The sequence below is a fragment of the Streptomyces sp. NPDC037389 genome (genome assembly GCF_040636475.1).
Taxonomy (GTDB): domain Bacteria; phylum Actinomycetota; class Actinomycetes; order Streptomycetales; family Streptomycetaceae; genus Streptomyces; species Streptomyces hesseae.
Genome location: NZ_JBEZUS010000007.1, coordinates 189,112 through 209,075, shown reverse-complemented (window position 1 = coordinate 209,075; position 19,964 = coordinate 189,112). Strand labels below are relative to the sequence as shown.

15 protein-coding genes are annotated in these 19,964 nt (G+C 73.3%); 8 read left to right on the top strand and 7 right to left on the bottom strand.

Annotated features, from left to right (window positions below):
* Nucleotide 1: 1 nt before the first annotated feature.
* Genes AB0E98_RS17585 through AB0E98_RS17575 form a run of 3 tightly spaced genes read right to left on the bottom strand, consistent with a single transcriptional unit; the run spans nt 2 to nt 6,366 of the window.
* Nucleotides 2–1,606: a carboxyl transferase domain-containing protein gene (locus AB0E98_RS17585; protein ID WP_361703141.1), complete on the bottom strand. Its 1,605-nt coding sequence runs from the start codon at nt 1,604–1,606 to the stop codon at nt 2–4.
* Nucleotides 1,603–3,402 carry an acyclic terpene utilization AtuA family protein gene (locus AB0E98_RS17580; protein WP_361703139.1) on the bottom strand — a complete coding sequence of 600 codons (1,800 nt, stop codon included), beginning with the start codon at nt 3,400–3,402 and terminating at the stop codon, nt 1,603–1,605. The genes AB0E98_RS17585 and AB0E98_RS17580 overlap by 4 nt, the downstream gene beginning before the upstream one ends.
* Nucleotides 3,403–3,450: 48 nt before the next feature.
* Nucleotides 3,451–6,366 (bottom strand): FAD-binding and (Fe-S)-binding domain-containing protein, encoded by a 2,916-nt coding sequence (locus tag AB0E98_RS17575; protein WP_361703137.1) that lies wholly within the window; start codon nt 6,364–6,366, stop codon nt 3,451–3,453.
* A gap of 101 nt (nt 6,367–6,467) precedes the next feature.
* Here AB0E98_RS17575 and serC point away from each other — a divergent pair, with 101 nt between their 5' ends.
* Nucleotides 6,468–7,589, top strand: a complete 1,122-nt coding sequence (gene serC, locus AB0E98_RS17570; RefSeq protein WP_361703135.1) for a phosphoserine transaminase — start codon at nt 6,468–6,470, stop codon at nt 7,587–7,589.
* Between the two features lie 172 nt (nt 7,590–7,761).
* On the opposite strand, the gene AB0E98_RS17565 is transcribed toward serC, so the two are convergent.
* Nucleotides 7,762–8,841: a hypothetical protein gene (locus AB0E98_RS17565; RefSeq protein WP_361703134.1), complete on the bottom strand. Its 1,080-nt coding sequence runs from the start codon at nt 8,839–8,841 to the stop codon at nt 7,762–7,764.
* Between the two features lie 73 nt (nt 8,842–8,914).
* Nucleotides 8,915–9,628, bottom strand: coding sequence for a TetR/AcrR family transcriptional regulator C-terminal domain-containing protein (locus AB0E98_RS17560; protein ID WP_361703132.1), 714 nt, complete (start codon nt 9,626–9,628; stop codon nt 8,915–8,917).
* Between the two features lie 91 nt (nt 9,629–9,719).
* Between AB0E98_RS17560 and AB0E98_RS17555 the strand changes: the two genes are divergently transcribed.
* Complete coding sequence (locus AB0E98_RS17555; protein WP_361703130.1) at nt 9,720–10,163, top strand: ester cyclase; 444 nt, start codon at nt 9,720–9,722, stop codon at nt 10,161–10,163.
* 103 nt (nt 10,164–10,266) lie between these two features.
* Nucleotides 10,267–11,082 carry a VOC family protein gene (locus AB0E98_RS17550; protein ID WP_361703129.1) on the top strand — a complete coding sequence of 272 codons (816 nt, stop codon included), beginning with the start codon at nt 10,267–10,269 and terminating at the stop codon, nt 11,080–11,082.
* Between the two features lie 58 nt (nt 11,083–11,140).
* Here the strand turns inward: AB0E98_RS17550 and AB0E98_RS17545 are convergent, their stop codons facing one another.
* Nucleotides 11,141–12,241, bottom strand: a complete 1,101-nt coding sequence (locus AB0E98_RS17545; RefSeq protein WP_361703126.1) for a citrate synthase 2 — start codon at nt 12,239–12,241, stop codon at nt 11,141–11,143.
* Between the two features lie 624 nt (nt 12,242–12,865).
* Between AB0E98_RS17545 and pdxH the strand changes: the two genes are divergently transcribed.
* Nucleotides 12,866–13,492 carry a pyridoxamine 5'-phosphate oxidase gene (pdxH, locus tag AB0E98_RS17540; protein ID WP_361703641.1) on the top strand — a complete coding sequence of 209 codons (627 nt, stop codon included), beginning with the start codon at nt 12,866–12,868 and terminating at the stop codon, nt 13,490–13,492.
* A 455-nt stretch (nt 13,493–13,947) separates the two neighbouring features.
* Nucleotides 13,948–15,249, top strand: coding sequence for a PAS domain-containing protein (locus AB0E98_RS17535; RefSeq protein WP_361703639.1), 1,302 nt, complete (start codon nt 13,948–13,950; stop codon nt 15,247–15,249).
* Nucleotides 15,250–15,301: 52 nt separating this feature from the next.
* Here the strand turns inward: AB0E98_RS17535 and AB0E98_RS17530 are convergent, their stop codons facing one another.
* Nucleotides 15,302–16,057: an SIS domain-containing protein gene (locus tag AB0E98_RS17530; protein WP_361703123.1), complete on the bottom strand. Its 756-nt coding sequence runs from the start codon at nt 16,055–16,057 to the stop codon at nt 15,302–15,304.
* 223 nt (nt 16,058–16,280) lie between these two features.
* Here AB0E98_RS17530 and AB0E98_RS17525 point away from each other — a divergent pair, with 223 nt between their 5' ends.
* The 3 genes from AB0E98_RS17525 (at nt 16,281) to AB0E98_RS17515 (ending at nt 19,926) form a co-directional block, all read left to right on the top strand.
* Nucleotides 16,281–16,973, top strand: coding sequence for a metal-dependent transcriptional regulator (locus AB0E98_RS17525; RefSeq protein ID WP_126915571.1), 693 nt, complete (start codon nt 16,281–16,283; stop codon nt 16,971–16,973).
* Between the two features lie 495 nt (nt 16,974–17,468).
* Nucleotides 17,469–18,365, top strand: a complete 897-nt coding sequence (locus tag AB0E98_RS17520; protein WP_361703637.1) for an alpha/beta hydrolase — start codon at nt 17,469–17,471, stop codon at nt 18,363–18,365.
* 127 nt (nt 18,366–18,492) lie between these two features.
* On the top strand, nt 18,493–19,926 hold the full coding sequence (locus tag AB0E98_RS17515) for an FAD-dependent monooxygenase (protein ID WP_361703120.1): 1,434 nt from the start codon (nt 18,493–18,495) through the stop codon (nt 19,924–19,926).
* Nucleotides 19,927–19,964 lie beyond the last annotated feature (38 nt).

Below are 19,964 nucleotides of genomic sequence, written 5' to 3'. Positions count from 1 at the left end.
CTCACATCCGGAAGACGCCGAAGCCGCCCCGCGCGCCCTCCACCGGGGCGCCGTGCGCGGCCGACAGACAGATGCCCAGCACGGTCCGCGTGTCGCGCGGGTCGATGACGCCGTCGTCGTACAGCCGCCCGGACAGGAACAGCGGCAGCGACTCCGCCTCGATCCGCTCCTCCACCATCGCGCGCAGCGCCGCGTCCGCGTCCTCGTCGTACGGCGCGCCCTTCGCCGCCGCCGACGCGCGGGCGACGATCGACAGGACGCCCGCGAGCTGCTGCGGGCCCATGACGGCGGACTTCGCGCTCGGCCAGGCGAAGAGGAAGCGCGGGTCGTAGGCCCGGCCGCACATCCCGTAGTGCCCGGCGCCGTAGGAGGCGCCCATGAGGACGGACAGGTGCGGGACCCGGGAGTTGGACACCGCGTTGATCATCATCGCGCCGTGCTTGATGATGCCGCCCTGCTCGTAGGCGCGGCCGACCATGTAGCCCGTGGTGTTGTGGAGGAAGACCAGCGGGATGTCGCGCTGGTTGGCGAGCTGGATGAACTGCGCGGCCTTCTGCGACTCCGCGCTGAAGATCACCCCCTGCGCGTTGGCGAGGACGCCGACGGGCCATCCGTGCAGCCGGGCCCAGCCGGTCACCAGGCTCGGCCCGTAGAGCGGTTTGAACTCGTCGAAGTCCGAGCCGTCCACGATCCGCGCGATGACCTCGCGCGGATCGAACGGGACCTTGAGGTCGTCCGGTACGACGCCCAGCAGCTCCTCCTCGTCGTACAGCGGGGGCACGACGGAGGACGGCGGCGGTGCCGGGTGGGTCTTGCGCCGGTTGAGGCGGGCGACGATCCGGCGCGCCTGGCGCAGCGCGTCCCGCTCGTCCACGGCGAAGTGGTCCGCGAGCCCCGACGTCCGGGCGTGCATCGCGGCGCCGCCCAGCGACTCGTCGTCGCTCTCCTCGCCCGTGGCCATCCGCACCAGCGGAGGGCCGCCCAGGAAGACTTTGGCCTGCTCCTTCACCATGATCACGTGGTCGGACATCCCGGGGACGTACGCGCCGCCCGCCGTCGAATTGCCGAAGACGACGGCGATCGTGGGGATCCCGGCGGCCGACAGCCGGGTCAGGTCGCGGAAGAGCGCGCCGCCCGGGATGAAGATCTCCTTCTGGCCGGTGAGGTCCGCGCCGCCCGACTCCACCAGCGAGATCACCGGCAGCCGGTCGGCGCGGGCGATCTCGTTGGCCCGCAGAGCCTTCTTCAGCGTCCAGGGGTTGCTGGCCCCGCCGCGTACGGTCGGGTCGTTGGCGGTGATCAGGCACTCCACGCCCTCGACGACGCCGATGCCCGTGACGATCGACGCGCCGACGGTGTGGTCGCTGCCCCAGCCCGCGAGCGGCGACAGTTCCAGGAACGGGGTGTCGGGGTCGAGCAGCAGCTCGACGCGCTCGCGGGCGAGGAGCTTGCCGCGGGCGCGGTGCCGGGCGGTGTACTTCTCCCCGCCGCCCGCGACGGCCTTGGCGTGCTCGGCCTCGACCTCGGCGAGCCTGGCCAGCATCGCGGCGCGATTGGCCGCGTGGCCGGGGGAAGCGGGGTCGAGGGCGGAGGGCAGGACGGTCACAGGACGTCCTCCCGCAACTCGCTCAGCTCCCGTGTCTCCCGCAACTCCCGTAGCAGCGACTCCGGAAGGTCCACGTGCCGGGAGCGCAGCCACTCGCCCACCGCCTTCGCCTGCGGGTCGAAGCGGGCCTGGGAGGCGACGCCCTCGCCCAGCAGGCCGTGCACGACGAAGTTCAGCGCCCGGAGATTGGGCAGGACGTGCCGCTCCACGACGAACCCCGCCGTCTCCGGCAGCAGTTGCCGCAGCCGCGGCACGGTCAGCTCGTGCGCGAGCCAGCGCCACGCACCCTCGCCGCGCGCCCACACACCGATGTTCGCGCTGCCCCCCTTGTCGCCGCTGCGCGCCCCCGCGATCAGCCCCAGGGGCGCCCGGCGCGTGGGCCCGGCGGGCAGCGGGTCGGGCAGCAGCACCGCCGGCCGGCCCATGGCCGCGCCCCGGCCGCCGGTCCGGGCCGGCGGCGGCAGGACCGGCACCCGGGTGCCGTCCGGCAGCCCGGCCACGTGCCGGACCGCCTCCGGGGCCACGTACGCCGCCTCGAAGACCCCGTACGGCGTGCCCTTGCCGGGCGGCGCGGCGATGTGGAAGCCGGGGTAGCTGGCCAGGGCCAGCTCGACGCACGCCGCCCGGACGGCCCGGCCCACCTCGGGGTCGCGGTCGCGGACCACCAGCCGCAGCAGCGCGCTCGCCTCCTCCTGGACGGGCGCGTCGGTCCGGTCCGTACGGGCGAGGGTCCAGCGGACCTCGGCGGGGTGGCGGGCGGCGAGGACGCCGTCGAGCTGGGCGCGGACGAGCCGGGCCTTGGCCTCGACGTCCAGGCCGGTCAGCACGAAGGCGACCTCGTAGCGGTGGCCCCCGGCGCGGGTGACGCCCACCTTCAGCGTGGGCGGCGGGTACTCGCCGCGCACCCCGTCGACGCGCACCCGGTCCGGGCCGTCGGCGGTGAGCCGGACGGTGTCCAGGCGGGCGGTCACCTCGGGGCCGGGGTAGCGGGCGCCCGCCGTCTCGTACAGCAGCTGCGCGGTGACCGTGCCGACGGTCACCGCGCCGCCCGTGCCCGGATGCTTGGTGATCACCGCGGAGCCGTCGGCGTGGATCTCGGCCAGCGGGAAGCCGGGGCGGAGGGGGTCGTGCTCGCCGAGGACGTCCTGGAAGAAGGAGTAGTTGCCGCCCGTCGCCTGTGTCCCGCACTCCAATATGTGCCCGGCGACGACCGCGCCCGCGAGCGGGTCCAGGTCGGCGTCGGTCCAGCCGAAGTGGGCCATCGCCGGGCCGGTGACCAGCGCCGCGTCCGTCACCCGGCCGGTCACGACGATGTCCGCGCCCGCCCGCAGGCATTCGGCGATGCCCGCGCCGCCGAGGTAGGCGTTGGCGGTGAGGGCGCCCTTGGCCCAGGGGGCGTCCGCGAGGCCCTCGGGGAGCCCGTCCGCCAGGAGGTCGTCACCGGTGACGTGGCCGACCCGCGCCGGTACGCCGACGCGGTCGGCGAGCTCCGCGATCCGCTCGGCGAGCCCGGCGGGGTTGAGGCCGCCCGCGTTGGCGACGACCTTGACGCCGTGGTCGGCGGCCAGCCCCAGGCCCTCCTCCAACTGGCCGAGGAAGGTGCGCGCGTAGCCGGCGCCGGGGTCCTTCATCCGGTCCCTGCCGAGGATCAGCATGGTCAGCTCGGAGAGGTAGTCGCCGGTCAGGACGTCCAGGGGGCCGCCGGTGAGCATCTCGCGCAGGGCGTCGAAACGGTCGCCGTAGAAGCCGGAGGCGTTGCCGACACGCAGCACCGGGGCGGAAGCGGGTTCGGGCATGGCACCGGAGGGTGACAGCGGGCCCGGAAACAAGCAAGCGCGCTTGCATCATTTTCGGCCGGGCGAGGAGGGCGCGGAGGGGAGGTGGCGGGCCAGTACCTCGGCCAGGTGGAGGCTTTCGGTGTCCGCGAGTTGACGAATCTGTGTACGGCAGGAAAACCCGTCCGCGAGGACGTACGCCCCGTCCGCCCCGTCGGCTGCCCGGCGCAGGGCGGGGAGCAGCTGCTCCTCGGCGCAGGCGACGGACACGTCGTAGTGGCCGCGCGTGAAGCCGAAGTCACCGGCGAGGCCGCAGCATCCGCCGGTCAAGTCGCCGGTGAGCGCGGCGCGTTGCCGGAGTCGCCGTTCCGCCGCGTCGCCGAGCACGGCGTGCTGGTGGCAGTGCGTCTGCCCGGTGACGGGCCGGTCGACGAGGGGCGGCCGCCAGTGCGGGGCGCGCTCCTCCAGGACCTGCGCGAAGGTCCGGACGGACGCGGCGAGGCGCGCGGCGCGCGGATCGTCCGGAAGCAGCTCCGGGAGGTCGGTGCGGAGGGCGGCGGCGCAGCTCGGTTCGAGGACGACGACGGGCGCACCAGGGACGACGGTGTCCAGGGTGTGCCGCATGGCGGCGCGGGCGCGGTCCAGTTGGCCGGTGCTCAGCCAGGTCAGGCCGCAGCAGGGCCGCCGTCCCGCCGGGACGGTCACGTGCAGCCCGGCGTCCTCCAGTACGGCGACGGCGGCGCGGCCCACGCCGGGGGAGAGGTGGTCGGTGAAGGTGTCGGGGAAAAGGATCACGCGGTTCGCGGCATCGGGCGAGGGGATTCCCTTGTGATGGGTGCTGTCAATACGCTCCCGCCACCACCGGGTGAACGGCTCCGCGGCCAGCGGTGGGATGTCGCGCTCCGGGGCGATGCCGCCCAGCCGTTTGGCGGCCGCCGCCAGCGGCCGTACCCGCGCCAGGCCGTTGAGCACGGGCGCGGCCCGTACGGCGGCGGCCGCGCGCAGCCAGACCGGCAGCCATCCGAGCGCGTAGTGGGCCGCGGGCCGCCACCGGCCCGCGTAGTGGTGGTGGAGGAACTCGGCCTTGTACGTGGCCATGTCCACGCCCACCGGGCAGTCGCTGCGGCAGCCCTTGCAGCCCAGGCACAGGTCGAGGGCCTCGCGCACCTCCTCCGAGCGCCAGCCGTCCGTGACGAGCTCGCCCGCCAGCATCTCGTGGAGCAGCCGGGCCCGGCCCCGGGTGGAGTGCCGCTCGTCACGAGTGGCGCGGTAGGAGGGGCACATCACACCCGTACCGGCCGTCGTCTCCCGGCACTTGGCCACCCCGACGCACCGCCGGACCGCCGCCGTGAAGTCCCCGCCGTCCTCCCGATAGCCGAACTCCACGGGGACCGGCCCCTTGGGCAGCACCTCGAAGCGGAGGTTCCGGTCCAGCGGGTAGGGGCGGACGACCATGCCGGGGTTGAGGCCGCCCGCGGGGTCCCACAGGTCCTTGAAGCGCTCGAAGAGGCGGACGACCTCCGTCCCGTACATCCGGGGGAGCAGCTCCGCCCGGGCCTGGCCGTCGCCGTGCTCGCCCGAGAGCGAGCCGCCGTGCGCGACGACCAGGTCCGCCATGTCGTGGGAGAAGTCGCGGTAGCGGCGCACTCCCGCCGGGGTCAGCAGGTCGACGTCGATACGGACGTGCACACAGCCCTCGCCGAAGTGCCCGAAGGGCGCCCCGCGCAGCCCGTGACGGCCCAGCAGCGCCCGGAACTCCCGCAGGTACGAGCCGAGCCGCTGCGGCGGAACGGCGCAGTCCTCCCAGCCCGGCCAGGCCTCGCCGCCGTCGGGCAGCCGGGTCGCGGTGCCGGCCGCGTCCTCCCGCAGTCGCCACAGGGCGCGCCGGTCGGCGGGGTCGGTCAGCACGGCGTGCCCGCTCGTACCGTCGGCGGCGGCGCGGCGGAGCTCCTCCGCCCGGGCCGCCGCCTCGCCGGAGGTGGCGCCGCCGACCTCGACGAAGAGCCAGGCCGTGCCCTTCGGCAGCGCGTCCCGGTCCGGGCCCGGGACCAGGTCGGCCGCCATGCCCTCGACCGTGAGGGGCCCGTACGGCAGCAGCGCGGGCGCCGCGTCGGCGGCCGCGCCCTCGTCGGGGTAGCCGAGCACCACCAGCGCGCGGGCGGCGGGGGCGTCGACGAGCCGGACGGTCGCCTCGGTGATCAGCCCGAGGGTGCCCTCGGTGCCGGTGAAGGCCCGGACGAGGTCCGTGCCGCGCTCTGGCAGCAGGGCGTCGAGGGCGTAACCGGAGATGCGGCGGGGGAGGGAGGGGGCGGGGAAGCTGGTGCGGAGGAGGGCCAAGTGGCCTTCCACGAGGGTGCGTACGCCGTGGGCGAGGCGGGCGGGGAGCCCGTCCACACCCTTGCCGATGTGCGCGCGTTCGCCGCCGTAGGTCAGCACGTCCAGGGCGAGGACGTTGTCGGCCGTGGTCCCCCAGGCCACCGAGTGGGCGCCGCAGGCGTTGTTGCCGATCATCCCGCCGAGGGTGCACCGGCCGTGCGTCGACGGGTCCGGGCCGAAGGTCAGCCCGTACGCGCCGGCCGCCGCCCGGAGCGTGTCGAGGACGACGCCGGGCCGGACGACGGCGGTGCGCGCCCCGGGGTCGATCCGTACGACCTCGGCCATGTGCCGGGTGAAGTCGAGGACGACGCCCTCGCCGGTCGCCTGCCCGGCGATCGACGTCCCGCCGCCGCGCGCCACCACCGGCACCCCGTGCTCGCGGCAGACGGCGAGCGCGGCGGCGACGTCGTCGGCGTCCCGGGGCGCGACGGTCCCCAGCGGCACGCGGCGGTAGTTGGAGGCGTCCATGGTCGCAAGGGCGCGGGCGGAGACGCTGAAGTCGACGTCTCCGCGCACGGATGCGTGGAGGGAGGAGTGGAGCTCGCTGGCGGGACTGCCGTGTGAGTGACTGCCTCGTGAGTGACTGCCGTGGCTGCTGTGATCGCCCATACGGTCACCCTTCCCAAGGAGCGGGGAGGTTACCGGCGGAATCGTCTCATCGGGTGGACGAGACGTTTCCGCAGGCAGAGGGCACGCACTAGGCTGCGACCGTGGCTGATATCGAGATTCCCACTGACATCAAGCCCGCCGACGGTCGTTTCGGCGCGGGCCCGTCCAAGGTGCGGACGGAGGCGCTCGACGCCCTGGCCGCGACCGGCACCTCCCTCCTCGGCACGTCCCACCGCCAGGCCCCGGTGAAGAACCTGGTCGGCAGTGTGCGCGACGGCATCCGGGAGCTCTTCTCCCTCCCCGAGGGCTATGAGGTGATCCTCGGCAACGGCGGCTCCACCGCGTTCTGGGACATCGCCACGCACGGCCTGATCGAGTCCAAGTCGCAGCACCTGTCCTTCGGCGAGTTCTCGTCGAAGTTCGCCAAGGCCGCGAAGCTGGCGCCCTGGCTGGCCGAGCCGACGGTGATCTCCTCCGAGCCGGGCACCCACCCGGAGCCGCGGGCCGAGGCGGGCGTCGACGTCTACGCCCTCACCCACAACGAGACCTCCACCGGTGTCGCCGCGCCCGTCAAGCGCGTCGCGGGTGCCGACGAGGGTGCGCTGGTGCTGGTGGACGCCACGTCGGGAGCCGGCGGCCTGCCCGTGGACATCGCCCAGAGCGACGTCTACTACTTCGCCCCGCAGAAGTCCTTCGCCGCCGACGGCGGCCTGTGGCTGGCGGCCTTCTCCCCGGCGGCCCTGGAGCGGGCGGCGCGGATCCACGCGTCCGGGCGGCACGTCCCGGAGTTCTTCTCACTGCCGACGGCGATCGACAACTCCCTGAAGAACCAGACCTACAACACCCCGGCCCTCTCCACCCTGTTCCTGCTGAACCAGCAGCTGGAGTGGCTCAACGGCCAGGGCGGCCTGGACTGGGCGGTGCGGCGCACGGCGACGTCGGCGCGGACGCTGTACGGCTGGGCGGAGGCGTCCAAGTACGCGTCCCCGTTCGTCGCGGACCCGGCGAAGCGGTCGGCGGTCATCGGCACGATCGACTTCTCGGACGACGTGGACGCGACGGCCGTAGCCAAGGTCCTGCGGGCCAACGGCGTCGTGGACACCGAGCCGTACCGCAAGCTGGGCCGCAACCAGCTGCGGGTGGCGATGTTCCCGGCGATCGACCCGGCGGACGTCGAGGCGCTGACGGCGTGCGTGGACTACGTCATCGAGCGGCTGGGCTGAGCGGCATCAGCTGCTGAGCGGCATCAGCCATCGAGGCGCGTCCCGTCCCGGGCGGTGGGGCGCGCCGAGGCCGTGCCGCAGCCCTTCCCGTGCCGCAGTCCTTTCCGTGCCGCAGTCCTTCCCGTGCCGCAGCCCTTTCCGCGTCGCGGGCCCGACGTCGCCGTCGACGGCGTTACGTGCCGGTGCCGGTGCCGGTGCCGGTGCCTTTGGCGTCGTCCGCGCGCCGCCGGAACAGCCACCGGAGGCCCAGGCCCAGGGCGGCCACGACGGCGAGGGCGCCGGCCCCGATCGTCAGGGTGCGGCCGTCGCCGGCCGGGTCCGCGCCGGCCGCCTGACCCGTGCCTCCCTTGTCCTTCCCGTCGCCCTTCTGCCCCTTCGCGGCGCTGTCCGGCAGGAGCTCGTCGCTGAGCTCGATCGGGACGACCTTGCTGTCGGCGCCTTCCGAGCCGTACATCAGCGTCCGGCCGTCGGGTGTGAACGCCACCGACTCGCCCTGGCGTTGCAGGGGCACGACGGGGCGGCCGAGCTCCTTCACCGGACGGCCGTTCTCCCAGCGGTACACGCGGGCGTCGAAGTAGCCGCGGACGACGAGCCGGGTGCCGTCGGGGGAGAACGCCCCGTCCGTGGCCCACACGTCGATGTCGGCGACGCGGCGGAAGGTGTTCACGCCGGACGTGGCGAGCCGCTCCGGGGCCTCGTAGAGGGCCCCCTTCCCCGACTGCTTCTTGCTGACGATGTAGACCCGCCCGGTGCGGGGGTGGACCATCAGGGACTCGGCGTCGCGCGGCCCGTCCTCGTAGCGGACGGTGTACGTGGTGGGGGTGACGGTGATGTCGCCCGTGAGCTCCTTCGGCTCGGGGAAGCGGTAGATGCGCACGTCGGGCCAGGTGCCGCCGAGGTTGTCGCCGATGTCGCCGAGGTAGACGTTCCCGTCGGGGCCGATGGAGATCGCCTCGACGTCCCGGGCGTCGACGCCGTCGAGCGTCACTCTGGCGACCGTGCGCCCGGTGCGGCTGTCCACGGCGTAGGCGTACGGGCCGTCGCCGCTGTCGTTGTGCGTCCAGTAGACGCCGGGGTGGGTGCGACTGGCGGCCAGACCGCTGGACTCCTTGATGCGGGAGTCCTCGACGGTGAAGCCGGAGGGCGTGTCGCGGCCGCTCTCGTCGGCGCGCGCGGGCGTGGCGCCCGGCCAGAGGAGCAGGGCCGATGCGGCGATTCCCGGGACGGCGGCGGCTGGGCGGAAGGGACGCATGCCCCAAGCCTGCCATCGCGCGCGGCCCGGACCGGCGCGACAGGGCCTACGCGGCAGGTCTGCACGACAGGGCCTACGTGAGTCCGGCGGCCGCGCCGAAACCGGTGAGCATCGCGTCGACGGCGAAGCCGAACCGTTCGGCGTCGTCGGTGCCCGCTCCGGTGCCGGCGGCTTCGACGACCAGCGGATAGCGCTCGCAGTCGAGTTCGGCGAGCCAGGCGCTGGTGCCGGGGGCGGACTGGGCGGAGGGCTGGGAGGGCCGGGCGTCGGCCTCGGCGGCGGTGTGGCCCACGACGAAGAGGGAGAGGGCGTTGAGGGTGTCGACGGCCGGGCCCAGGGCGAAGCCCGCCGAGGTCAGGGTGCGCAGCCCGCGCTCGACGGCGTCGAGCGTCGCGGGGGTGACGGCGGGGCGGCCGGTGATCAGGGGGAGAACTCCGGGGTGGCGGAGCAGGGCCGCGCGCAGGGAGTCGGCGTAGGCGCGCAGGAATGTGCGCCAGTCCGTCACCTCGCCGTCCCCGACTGCTTCCCCGAGGGCGTCCCCGGGGCCTCCGGGACATCCGGGGAGGGGCAGGGCTTCCGCGAACACCCGCTCCACGAGGCCGTCCAGCAGGGCGTCCTTGTTGGGCACGTGGTGGTACAGGGTCATGGCCTCGACGCCGAGTTCGGCGCCCAGCCGGCGCATCGTCAGCGCCGCGCGCCCCTCGCGGTCGATGAGCCCCAGGGCGGCGTCCAGGACGATTTCCCTGGTCAGGCCCGCTCGTTCGCCTCGGGTGCGCTTGCTCGTCATGGATCGGCCTTCGCTCGGCGTTGACTTTCTTACATCGTAAGGGCAGAGTGGTCGACGACGAACTCTTACGACGTAAGAAGCATGAACGGGGATGGCGATGTCGATGTCGGTCGCGCAGGACAACAAGCGGGTCGTGACGGAGTTCTTCCGGGCGGTGAACGAGCGGCGTATCGCCGACTTCCCCAGCTATATGGCGGCTGATGTCATCGACCACAACAAGATCATTTACGGCGAGCCGGACGAGCCGGGTGCGGCCTTCGACGGATTCCGCCGGCAGCTGGAGGCGTTCGGCGCGGGCCGGATGGCCCCGCAGCAGCTCATCGCCGAGGGCGACGCGGTGATGGCCCGGCTGACCGTCACCGGCACCCACACGGGTCGGCACCCCCGGATGCCGGAGCCGACGCACCGCTCGTTCGAGGTGGAGCAGATCTGGATCTTCACGCTGAGGGACGGCCTGATCTCCGAGATACGCGCGGTGAGCGACCGCCTCGGCATGTTCCTCCAGCTGGGCTGGGACTGGCCGACGGCGGACTGAGCACAGGAGCATGGAGGGCTCCACGTGGGCATGCTGATGGAGTCGCCGAATAGCCGAACGGCCGGGTAGCCGGTTTCTCCTGACTGAGGACGAGGAGTACGCCATGCTCACAGCGACGCACGTACCGGGCGGGCCCAACTGGCTGGGCCTCACGACTCCGGACACCGCCGCGTCCGCCGCCTTCTACGAGGCCGCCTTCGGCTGGACGTACGAGCCCGTGGGCCCGGAGGAACGGGGTTTCGGGCTGTTCCGGCTGGCCGGGAGGATCGTGGCGAGCTGCGGCCCGTCGGCGGAGCCCGGGGCGGCGGGGGAGTGGCAGATCTACTTCCGTACCGTGGACGCCGAGGCCACGGCCAAGGCCGTGGAGCAGGCGGGCGGTACGGTCCGCTTCCCGGCCCACGACGTCCTGATGGCCGGCCGGGCGGCCGGGTTCACCGACCCGACCGGAGCACGCTTCGCCGTCTGGCAGCCGCGCGAGGTCGACTCCCTGGACGCGATCAACGCCGCCGGCGCGCTGTGCTGGACCGAGCTGTACACCACGGACGCGGCCGCCTCCAAAGCCTTCTACGGAGCGGTCTTCCCCTGGGACACCGGTTGGGAGATCGAGGTCGGCGCCCACGTCCTCGCCGTCATCCGCTCCTCCGTCTCCCCCTCCGAAGCCGACCGGGAGGCCCAGCACGGGGCCATCATGCAGTTGCTCCCGGAAAACCTGGCAGCGGGTTCACGCTCCGAATGGCACCCGTACTTCGGGACCCGCGACTGCGACAGCGTGGCGACGGCGGCGGCGGAGCGCGGCGCGGAGACGCTCATCCCGCCCATCGACGTACCGGGCGTGGCCCGGGTGGCGATGTTCCGAGACCCGTTCGGATCGGTGTTCGGGGTGATGCAGGCGAACGCGCGGGCCGCCGACAACCAATGAGACGGGGCCACCCGCCGACGGGGGCGCCGTGGTGGGCACCCCCGCCGGCGACTTGAGGTCAGCCCTTGATGTCCGCGTAGCCGGGGATCTCGCGGGGGTCGCGGGGGCCCGGGCCCACGTAGTGGGCCGACGGTCGTACAAGACGTCCCGTGCGCTTCTGCTCCAGGATGTGCGCGCTCCAGCCCGCCGTGCGGGCGCAGGTGAACATGGAGGTGAACATATGCGCCGGGACCTCGGCGAAGTCCAGCACGATCGCCGCCCAGAACTCGACGTTCGTGGCCAGCACCCGGTCGGGGCGGCGGTTGTGGAGCTCCTCCAGGGCCGCCTTCTCCAGGGCCTCGGCGACCTCGTAGCGCGGGGCCGCCAGCTCCTTGGCCGTACGGCGCAGGACGCGGGCGCGGGGGTCCTCGGCGCGGTAGACGCGGTGGCCGAAGCCCATGAGGCGCTCGCCCTTGTCGAGGGCGCCCTTGACGTAGGAGACGGCGTCGCCGGTGCGCTCGATCTCCTCGATCATGCCGAGGACACGGGAGGGCGCGCCGCCGTGCAGCGGCCCGGACATGGCGCCGACCGCGCCCGACAGGGCCGCCGCGACGTCCGCACCCGTGGAGGCGATGACGCGGGCGGTGAAGGTGGAGGCGTTCATGCCGTGCTCGGCGGCGGAGGTCCAGTAGGCGTCGACGGCCTTGACGTGCTTGGGGTCGGGCTCGCCCCGCCAGCGCTTCATAAAGCGCTCGACGACGGTCTCCGCCTTGTCGATCTCCCTCTGCGGCACCATCGGCAGTCCCTGGCCGCGGGCCGACTGGGCGACGTACGACAGGGCCATCACGGCGGCCCGGGCGAGGTTGTCGCGGGCGGTGGCCTCGTCGATGTCGAGAAGGGGTTTCAGGCCCCAGACGGGCGCGAGCATGGCCAGCGCGGACTGCACGTCGACGCGGATGTCGCCCGAGTGGACGGGGATGGGGAACGGCTCGGCCGGCGGAAGCCCGGGGTTGAAGGCGCCGTCGACCAGCAGCCCCCAGACGTTGCCGAAGGAGACGTTGCCCACCAAGTCCTCGATGTCGACGCCTCGGTAGCGGAGGGAACCGCCTTCCTTGTCGGGTTCGGCGATCTCCGTTTCGAACGCGACGACTCCTTCGAGTCCGGGGACGAAGTCGGACATCAGGCGGCTCCTCATGATGTGTGCGACAAGCGGCTGCCGACCGGCGGGCCGTCCGGGGTCTCCGGGGGCCGGCGATGGGTCGGACGAGGTCAAAGAGGTTGGGCTTGCGTCTGTTGCGTTCCGGTGGGGGTGGTGCTTCCGGTGGGGTGGTTCCCTCCGGTGGGGGGTGCTGCGCTCCGGTAGGAGTACCGGCGCGGTTACGCGGCAGCGTGCGCGGCTCGCGGTCCGTTCCGGTCTACCCGGTCATGCCCCGTGCGGCTGTACTTCACCCCGGAGATCACCCGGCCTCCGCAGAAGTACGGTGCCGGGACCGGGGCCGGACACGATAGCCGGTGCTGCCGGGAAGCCACAGCTGTCCACCGGTGATTTTGGGGGGTTCGAGGCTTGCGGGGAAGGTGATGTCCGGCACACCGAAGTTTCCGCTGGTGACAGGGTTATGGGGCGGGAATGCGGGCAGGAACCACGGTCCACCCGCGGCGCCGGCGGCCCGTGCTGCAAGATGTGCACGTGTCCCACGCCGACGACTTCACATCCGACGACGCCTACGACAGTGATGACGCCTACGACAGCGATGACGGGCTCGAGTACGGACTAACGTTCGATCTCCAGCACGACTTGGCCGCCATGCGGGCGCACTACCGCTCCGCGGGCCTGTCCGAGGCGGAGCTCACGGCCGATCCGTACGAGCAGTTCGCGCACTGGTTCACCGAGGCCGCCGCGAGCGAGCTCCACGAGCCCAACGCCATGGTCGTCTCCACGGCGGACGCCGCCGGACGGCCCAGTTCCAGGACCGTGCTGCTCAAGGCGTACGACCGGCGGGGCTTCGTCTTCTACACCAACTACAACTCCCGCAAGGCCAGGGAGATCGCGGAAAACCCGCACGTCTCCCTCCTGTTCCCCTGGTATCCGCTGGCCCGTCAGGTCGTCGTCACCGGTACGGCCGAACGGGTGTCCCCCGAGGAGACCGCCGCGTACTTCCGGGCGCGCCCCTATGGTTCGCAGATCGGCGCCTGGGCGAGCGAGCAGTCGACGGTGGTCGCCTCCCGCGCCGAACTCGACGCGGCGTACGAGCGAATGGCCGCCCGCCATCCGGAGGGCGAGCCGGTGCCGGTGCCGCCGCACTGGGGCGGCTTCCGGGTGACGGCGGAGACGGTGGAGTTCTGGCAGGGCCGCGAGAACCGGCTGCACGACAGGCTCCGGTACGTCCGCACCGAGAAGAACGGCTGGCAAGCGGACCGCCTCTGCCCGTAGCCGACGACCGCGAGCGAAAACGCAGACGGCCCGTGGGCTGCTACCGCCCTCCGCCTGTTGGCGGAGCGGGACGGTGCCGAGCGGACGACTCGGCGGCCCACGGACCGGGTGACTGCTTGGGATTGGCCGGCACGGCCGGCGGTGCGTAGTAACGCGACGACGGGCGCTAGCCCGCAGTCACCTCACGCGTCCGGAAAGAAATCATGTCCCGAACCACCTCCCTTCTCGTGTGCCTCACAGCCTAGGAACGGCCGCTCGCCCCCGGCAACCGAATTTCCTTGGGCATCGATTTCGGCGAAGACGGTGTGGGGTGCGCCGGGGTCGAGTTGAATGCCGGTCGTGCAGGACTTGCAGGGCACGCGGACACGTCCAGCGGGGGGTATCTCGTGACGGCTCCACACCAGCCCGGCCCCACCGGCCACCGGGCGGCCCCGGAGAGCGAGGACCACGACCTCCTGGCGGCGCTTCTCGACGGCATGGACGCGGCACTGTGCGCGTTCGACGCCGACGGTCACGTCACCCACTGGAACCGTGAGGCCGAACGCATACTCGGCTGGACGCCCGACGAGGCCGTGGGCCGACGGGGCCTGGGCGGCTGGGCCGCCCGCGAGGCGGACGCCGAGGAGGTCACCGGGCGGCTGCTGGGCGTGATGAAGTCGACGGCCCGCCAGGTGGACGAGTTCGCGCTGCTCACCAAGGACGGCCGGCGGGTGCTCGTCCGCGTCCAGTCCTCCGCCGTGCCCGGCACGGACGGCAGACCGGCGGGCGTGTACTGCGCGTTCAGCGAGGTGCACACCCAGATCGACCTGGAACGGTCCGTCGCGCTCAGCGAGGCGCTGTTCGGCGACGCGTCCTGGGGCGTGGTGCTCGTCGACGCCGACCTCCGTCCGGCCCTGGCCAACGCCCACGCCGCCCGCGCCCTGCGGACGAGCCGTACGGCCCTGCTGGGCCGCCCCCTGGGCGAACTCCTCGACCAGGGCGTGGAGGAAGTGGAGAACGCCCTCCAGCACGTCCTGGCGGCCGGCGCGCCGCCCGCGCCCACCGAGCTGTGGGTGACCGTCCGCGACCACGGCGGCGGCCCCTCGCCCGTACCGGAACGGCGCTGCTGGCGCAGCGGTTTCCTGCGGCTGGCCACCCCGCTGGTCGAGGAACCCGTCCCCCTGGGCGTGGCCTGGCTGTTCCTGGACGTCACCAAGGCCCGGCTGGCCGAGCAGGAGAGCGCCCGGCTGCGCTTCCGGGGCAGCCAGCTGCACCGGGCGGGACGGGCGGTCGCGGAGTGCGAGGACCCCATGGAGGCCGCGGCCCTCTACATGGACTTCGCCCTCGCGGGCTTCGCCGACCACGCCCTGATCGACCTGCTGCCCGAGCCCCGGCCCGTCCCGGAGGGCCCGTTCCGCCTGATCCGCGCCGCGGCGACGCCCGCCTGGGCGCCCGGCCAGGGCCCGCTGACCTCGCCCGGCGGCGTCCCCGTGCCGTACCTCGACGGCCATCCGGCGCTCCAGGCCGTCGAGCGCTGCGGCTCGGTACGTGCGGCGGCGGACCGTTCGGAGAACTGGGCCGCCGCCCGCAAATGGCCCGAGGGCACCCGCCACGCCCTGTCCACGGCCCTCCGCAGCCGGGGCCGGACGGTGGGCGTGGTCACCTTCCTGCGAGGCGGCTCCCGCCGCGCCTTCGACCGCGCGGACGCGATCTACGCGGAGGACATCGCCTCCCGAGTGGCGGCGTCGATCGACCTGGCGGTGGCCACGACGGCGTGAGCGGGGCCGCACCGTCAAGCCCCCACTGTCAAGCCCCCACCGTCAAGCCTCCTCAGTGCCGAAAGAAGATCCGGTCCCCGTACTCCTCCAGCACCCGCCCGTTCCACTCGTGCCCGCCGTCGACGTTGCCCGAGCGCAGCATCGGCGGGTCGATGCCGCGCGCGGCGAGCTCCCCGGCCGCCGCGGCCATCACGGCCTGCATCACGGCGCTCGCCACGACCGTGGACGCGGGCCCGAAGGGCGCCGCGATCCCCTCGGCGGTCAGCTCCGCGTCCCCGACAGTGATCTTGGTGTCGACGACGACGTCGCAGTGGTCCTTCAAAAACGTTCCGGACACATGGCGGGATCGGGTCTCCTCGGCATAGGCCACGGACGTGACGCCGATGACCTTGAGGCCGAGGGCGCGGGCGTTCATGGCCATCTCGACGGGCAGCGAATTGCGCCCGGAGAGGGAGATGACGACGAGGACGTCGCCGGGCCGCGCGGGGCTGGTGTCCAGGACCGCCCCGGCCAGCCCGTCCACGCGCTCCAGCGCGCTGCCCAGCGTGGCGGGCATGACGTCGACGCCGACCACGCCCGGCACGGCCAGCAGGTTCACCAGGGCGAGCCCGCCCGCGCGGTAGACGACGTCCTGGGCGGGGAGCGAGGAGTGCCCGGCGCCGAAGACGAAGACCCGGCCGCCGTCCGCGACGATGTCGGCGATCATGGCCCCGGCGTCCGCGACGGGCCCCGCCTCCTCGTCGCGCACCCGCCGCAGCAGGCCGATCGCGGCGTCGAAGAACTGCCCGGCCGGCTCGCTCTCGCTCATCGCTGCGGGGCTCCTTATCTCGACTGGGCTTATCTCGACTTGGCTCGACATATCCGCTCGGTGTGTGCCCGGGGCGTACTCTCGTGGCGCGGATCACGTTGCGTGCTGGACCACGGCGCTGTCAATACGGACGGGGCGGGCGGAGGTGCGGGCGGTCCCGTTGTCGGTCCCATGCGTCAGAATTGAGTCCAGGGCCAGCGCACGACTTATCGAGGGGCACGGCATGTCCGGACTGATCGACACCACGGAGATGTACCTCCGCACCATTCTCGAGCTGGAAGAGGAAGGTGTGGTCCCCATGCGCGCCCGCATCGCCGAGCGGCTCGATCAGAGCGGCCCGACGGTCAGCCAGACCGTGGCCCGCATGGAGCGCGACGGACTGGTCACGGTCGCGGGCGACCGGCACCTGGAGCTCACGGAGGAGGGCCGGCAGCTGGCCACCCGCGTGATGCGCAAGCACCGGCTGGCCGAGTGCCTGCTGGTCGACGTGATCGGCCTGGAGTGGGAGCAGGTGCACGCCGAGGCCTGCCGCTGGGAGCACGTGATGAGCGAGGCCGTCGAGCGGCGGGTGCTGGAGCTGCTGCGCCACCCCACGGAGTCGCCGTACGGCAACCCGATCCCGGGCCTGGAGGAGCTGGGCGAGAAGGCCGAGGCCGACCCGTTCCTCAATGACGGCATGGTCAGCCTGATGGATCTGGAGCCGGGCACCGACGGCAAGACCGTCGTCGTGCGCCGCATCGGCGAGCCGATCCAGACGGACGCCCAGCTGATGTACACGCTGCGCCGGGCCGGTGTGCAGCCGGGCGCGGTGGTCAGTGTGACGGAGTCGCCCGGTGGAGTGATGGTGGGCAGCAGCGGCGAAGCCGCCGAGCTGGCCGCGGACATCGCCGCGCATGTCTTCGTCGCCAAGCGCTGACCTGCCTCGACGCCGGGCTCGGACCGGCCGCGCCGGGTACGTATACCGCCTTACGTAAAGCTGCCGAGCCGCGGCGGAATCGGCGCGCCCGGGGCCGAGCCGTGCCACGCTGGCGCTGAGTGCCGAAACGCATATGCGCGCGCAGCCGACCGGGGGGAGGGGCTGGGATGAGGCCGGCGGACCGGCGTCGACAAGGAACCGGCGAAGGAAACGGCGAAGGGCATGGAAAAGGGCCCCGGCGCCCTGACGAGCGGCCGGGGCCCCACCTCCCCGTTCTCCCCCACAGCGACCCGGAGCCCCGAGCTCCCAGGGTGCGCCGCGCGGACCTTCTTCCCCGAACGGTCCGCGCCCAGATCGATTTCTCCCCTGGCCGCAGACGGTCAATCCTGCCGTCCGGTCACTCGAACGAGGGGTGTTGCGCGCGACAACGGTTCATTCGAATGGAAGTTCCATAGGGTGGAGCTGCTCGGGGGAGACGAGGGGGTGCCAGGGCTCATGGTGCGGCGCATCGAGGTGACGGGGAGCGGCGGGGTGCGGCTCGCCGCCTGGGAGTTCGCCGATCCGCCGAAGGCCGGCGGCCGTGGGCGGTACGGCGGTGGCCCGGTGCCGGGCCCCGATTCCCGGGCGGGCGGGGTGCTCCTCCTCCACGGCCTCCTGGGCCGCGCCGCGCACTGGGCGCAGACGGCCCGCTGGCTCTCCACGCGCTATCGCACGATCGCCCTCGACCAGCGCGGCCACGGGCGTAGCGACAAGCCCGTCAGCGGCCCCTATGTCCGGGAGGCATATGTCGCCGACGCGGAGGCCGCCATCGAGCAGCTCGGCCTCGCGCCCGTCACCCTGATCGGTCATGCGATGGGCGCCCTCACGGCCTGGCAGCTCGCGGCCCGCCGGCCCGACCTCGTCCGCGCCCTGGTCATCTGCGATATGCGTGCGTCGGCCCTCGGCGCGGCCACCCAGCGCGAGTGGATCCAGTGGCTGGGCTCCTGGCCGGTGCCGTTCGCCACCCTCGCGGACGTGCGGAAGTGGTTCGGCGAGGATGATCCGACGCTGGAGCGGCCCGCCCCCAGCCGCGGGGATTTCTACGCGGAGGTGATGGCCGAGCGCGCCGACGGCTGGCGGCCGTTGTTCTTCCGCCGCCAGATGCTCCAGGCCCGCGAGGGCTACGCCCATGACGCGCACTGGGAGGAGCTGGCCCTGGTCGAGTGCCCGACGCTGGTCGTCCGCGGGCTGGACGGCGCGCTGGGCCGCGCCGAGGCCCAGGAGATGGTCCGGGTGCTGCCGCGCGGCCGCTACGCCGAGGTGCCGGACGCCGGCCACCTGATCCACTACGACCAGCCGGACGGCTGGCGGCGCGTCGCCGAGCCCTTCCTGGAGGCGGCTGTTCCGGCGTAGGGGGAAGGTCCTGGGGCAAGACCCTCCACATTAATTCAACAAGCGTTGACATATTCGGGTGGGCGGGTGTGCACTGGTAGTACGAGCCGAGCCCCGGCCGTGCCACAGCGATTCACCGGGAGCCGTCATGACCTCCGCACGCATCCCATCCGCCTCGTCCGGGTTCACCGCGGACGTCCTGGTCGTAGGGGCCGGCCCGACCGGCCTCCTCCTCGCCGGCGATCTCGCCGCGGCGGGAGTGCGGGTCGTGGTGCTGGAGAAGCGCGCCGAGGAGTCCAACCTCACCCGCGCCTTCGCCATCCACGCGCGCACCCTGGAGGTGCTCGACGCCCGCGCGCTCGCCGAGCCGCTGATCGCGACCGGCACGTTCCTGCCCGGGGTGCGGCTCCCCGGCGGCGCCCGCGTCGAGATGACCGCCCTCGACAGCCGCTTCCCCGGCATCCTGATCACCCCTCAGTACGAACTGGAAGGGCTGCTGGAGAAGCGCGCGCTCGCGGCCGGCGCCGACTTCCGGCGCGGCGCGCGGGTCACCGGGCTGCGGCAGGACGCGGAAGGCGTCGACGTGGACGTGGCGCCCGCCGAGGAGGGCGGGGAGCCCGTCACCTACCGGGGCCGCTATGTCGTCGGCGCGGACGGGGTGCGCAGCGCCGTCCGCGAGGCGATCGGCATGCCCTTCCCGGGGGAGGCCGTCGTGCGCTCGGTCATGCTCGCCGACGTACGGCTGGACGCCGCGCCGGACGAGGTGCCCGCCTTCAGGGGCACGGCCGAGCGCTTCGCGTTCGTCGTCCCCTTCGGCGACGGCTGGTACCGCGTCATCGCCTGGGACCGGAGCGAGGATCTGCCCTCCAGCGCCCCCGTCGGCTTCGAGAACCTCAAGGCCGTCACCCGGGCCGCCTTCGGCAAGGACTTCGGCATGCGCGACCCCCGCTGGACCTCGCGCTTCCACAGCGACGAACGCCAGGTGCCGCGCTACCGGGACGGCCGTGTCCTCCTCGCCGGCGACGCCGCGCACGTCCACTCCCCGGCCGGCGGCCTGGGCCTTAACGCGGGCGTCCAGGACGCCGCCAACCTCGGCTGGAAGCTCGCCGCCGTCCTCGCGGGCCGGGGCGGCGAACGCCTCCTCGACAGCTACCACGAGGAGCGGCACCCGGTCGGCGCGATGGTGCTGCGCGTCAGCGGCGCCCTCATCCGCGCGGCCCTGGCGTCCACGCCGCTCACAAAGGGCGTGCGCAACGCGGTGGGCGCCGTGGCACGGGTCGCGCCGTTCGCGGTGCGGCGGGCGGCGCTGTACGTCTCCGGCATCGGCATCCACTACCCGGCCCCGCCCGGCTCCCACCCCCTGACCGGCCGCCGTGCGCCGGACCTGCCGCTGGCGGAGCTGGACGGGCACCCGTCGCGGCTGTACGAGGCGCTGCGCGCGGGGACGTACGTACGGGTGGTGCCGCGAGGGGTCGAGGCGAAGGACGAGCCTGCCGTCACCACCGTGACGCGGGCGGACGCGCAGCGGGTGACGCTGCTCGTGCGGCCGGACGGGTACATCGAGGCCGTATCGGAGGAGTGAGCCCGGGCCCGCCCCCGAAAACGCCGGAGGGGCTGGAC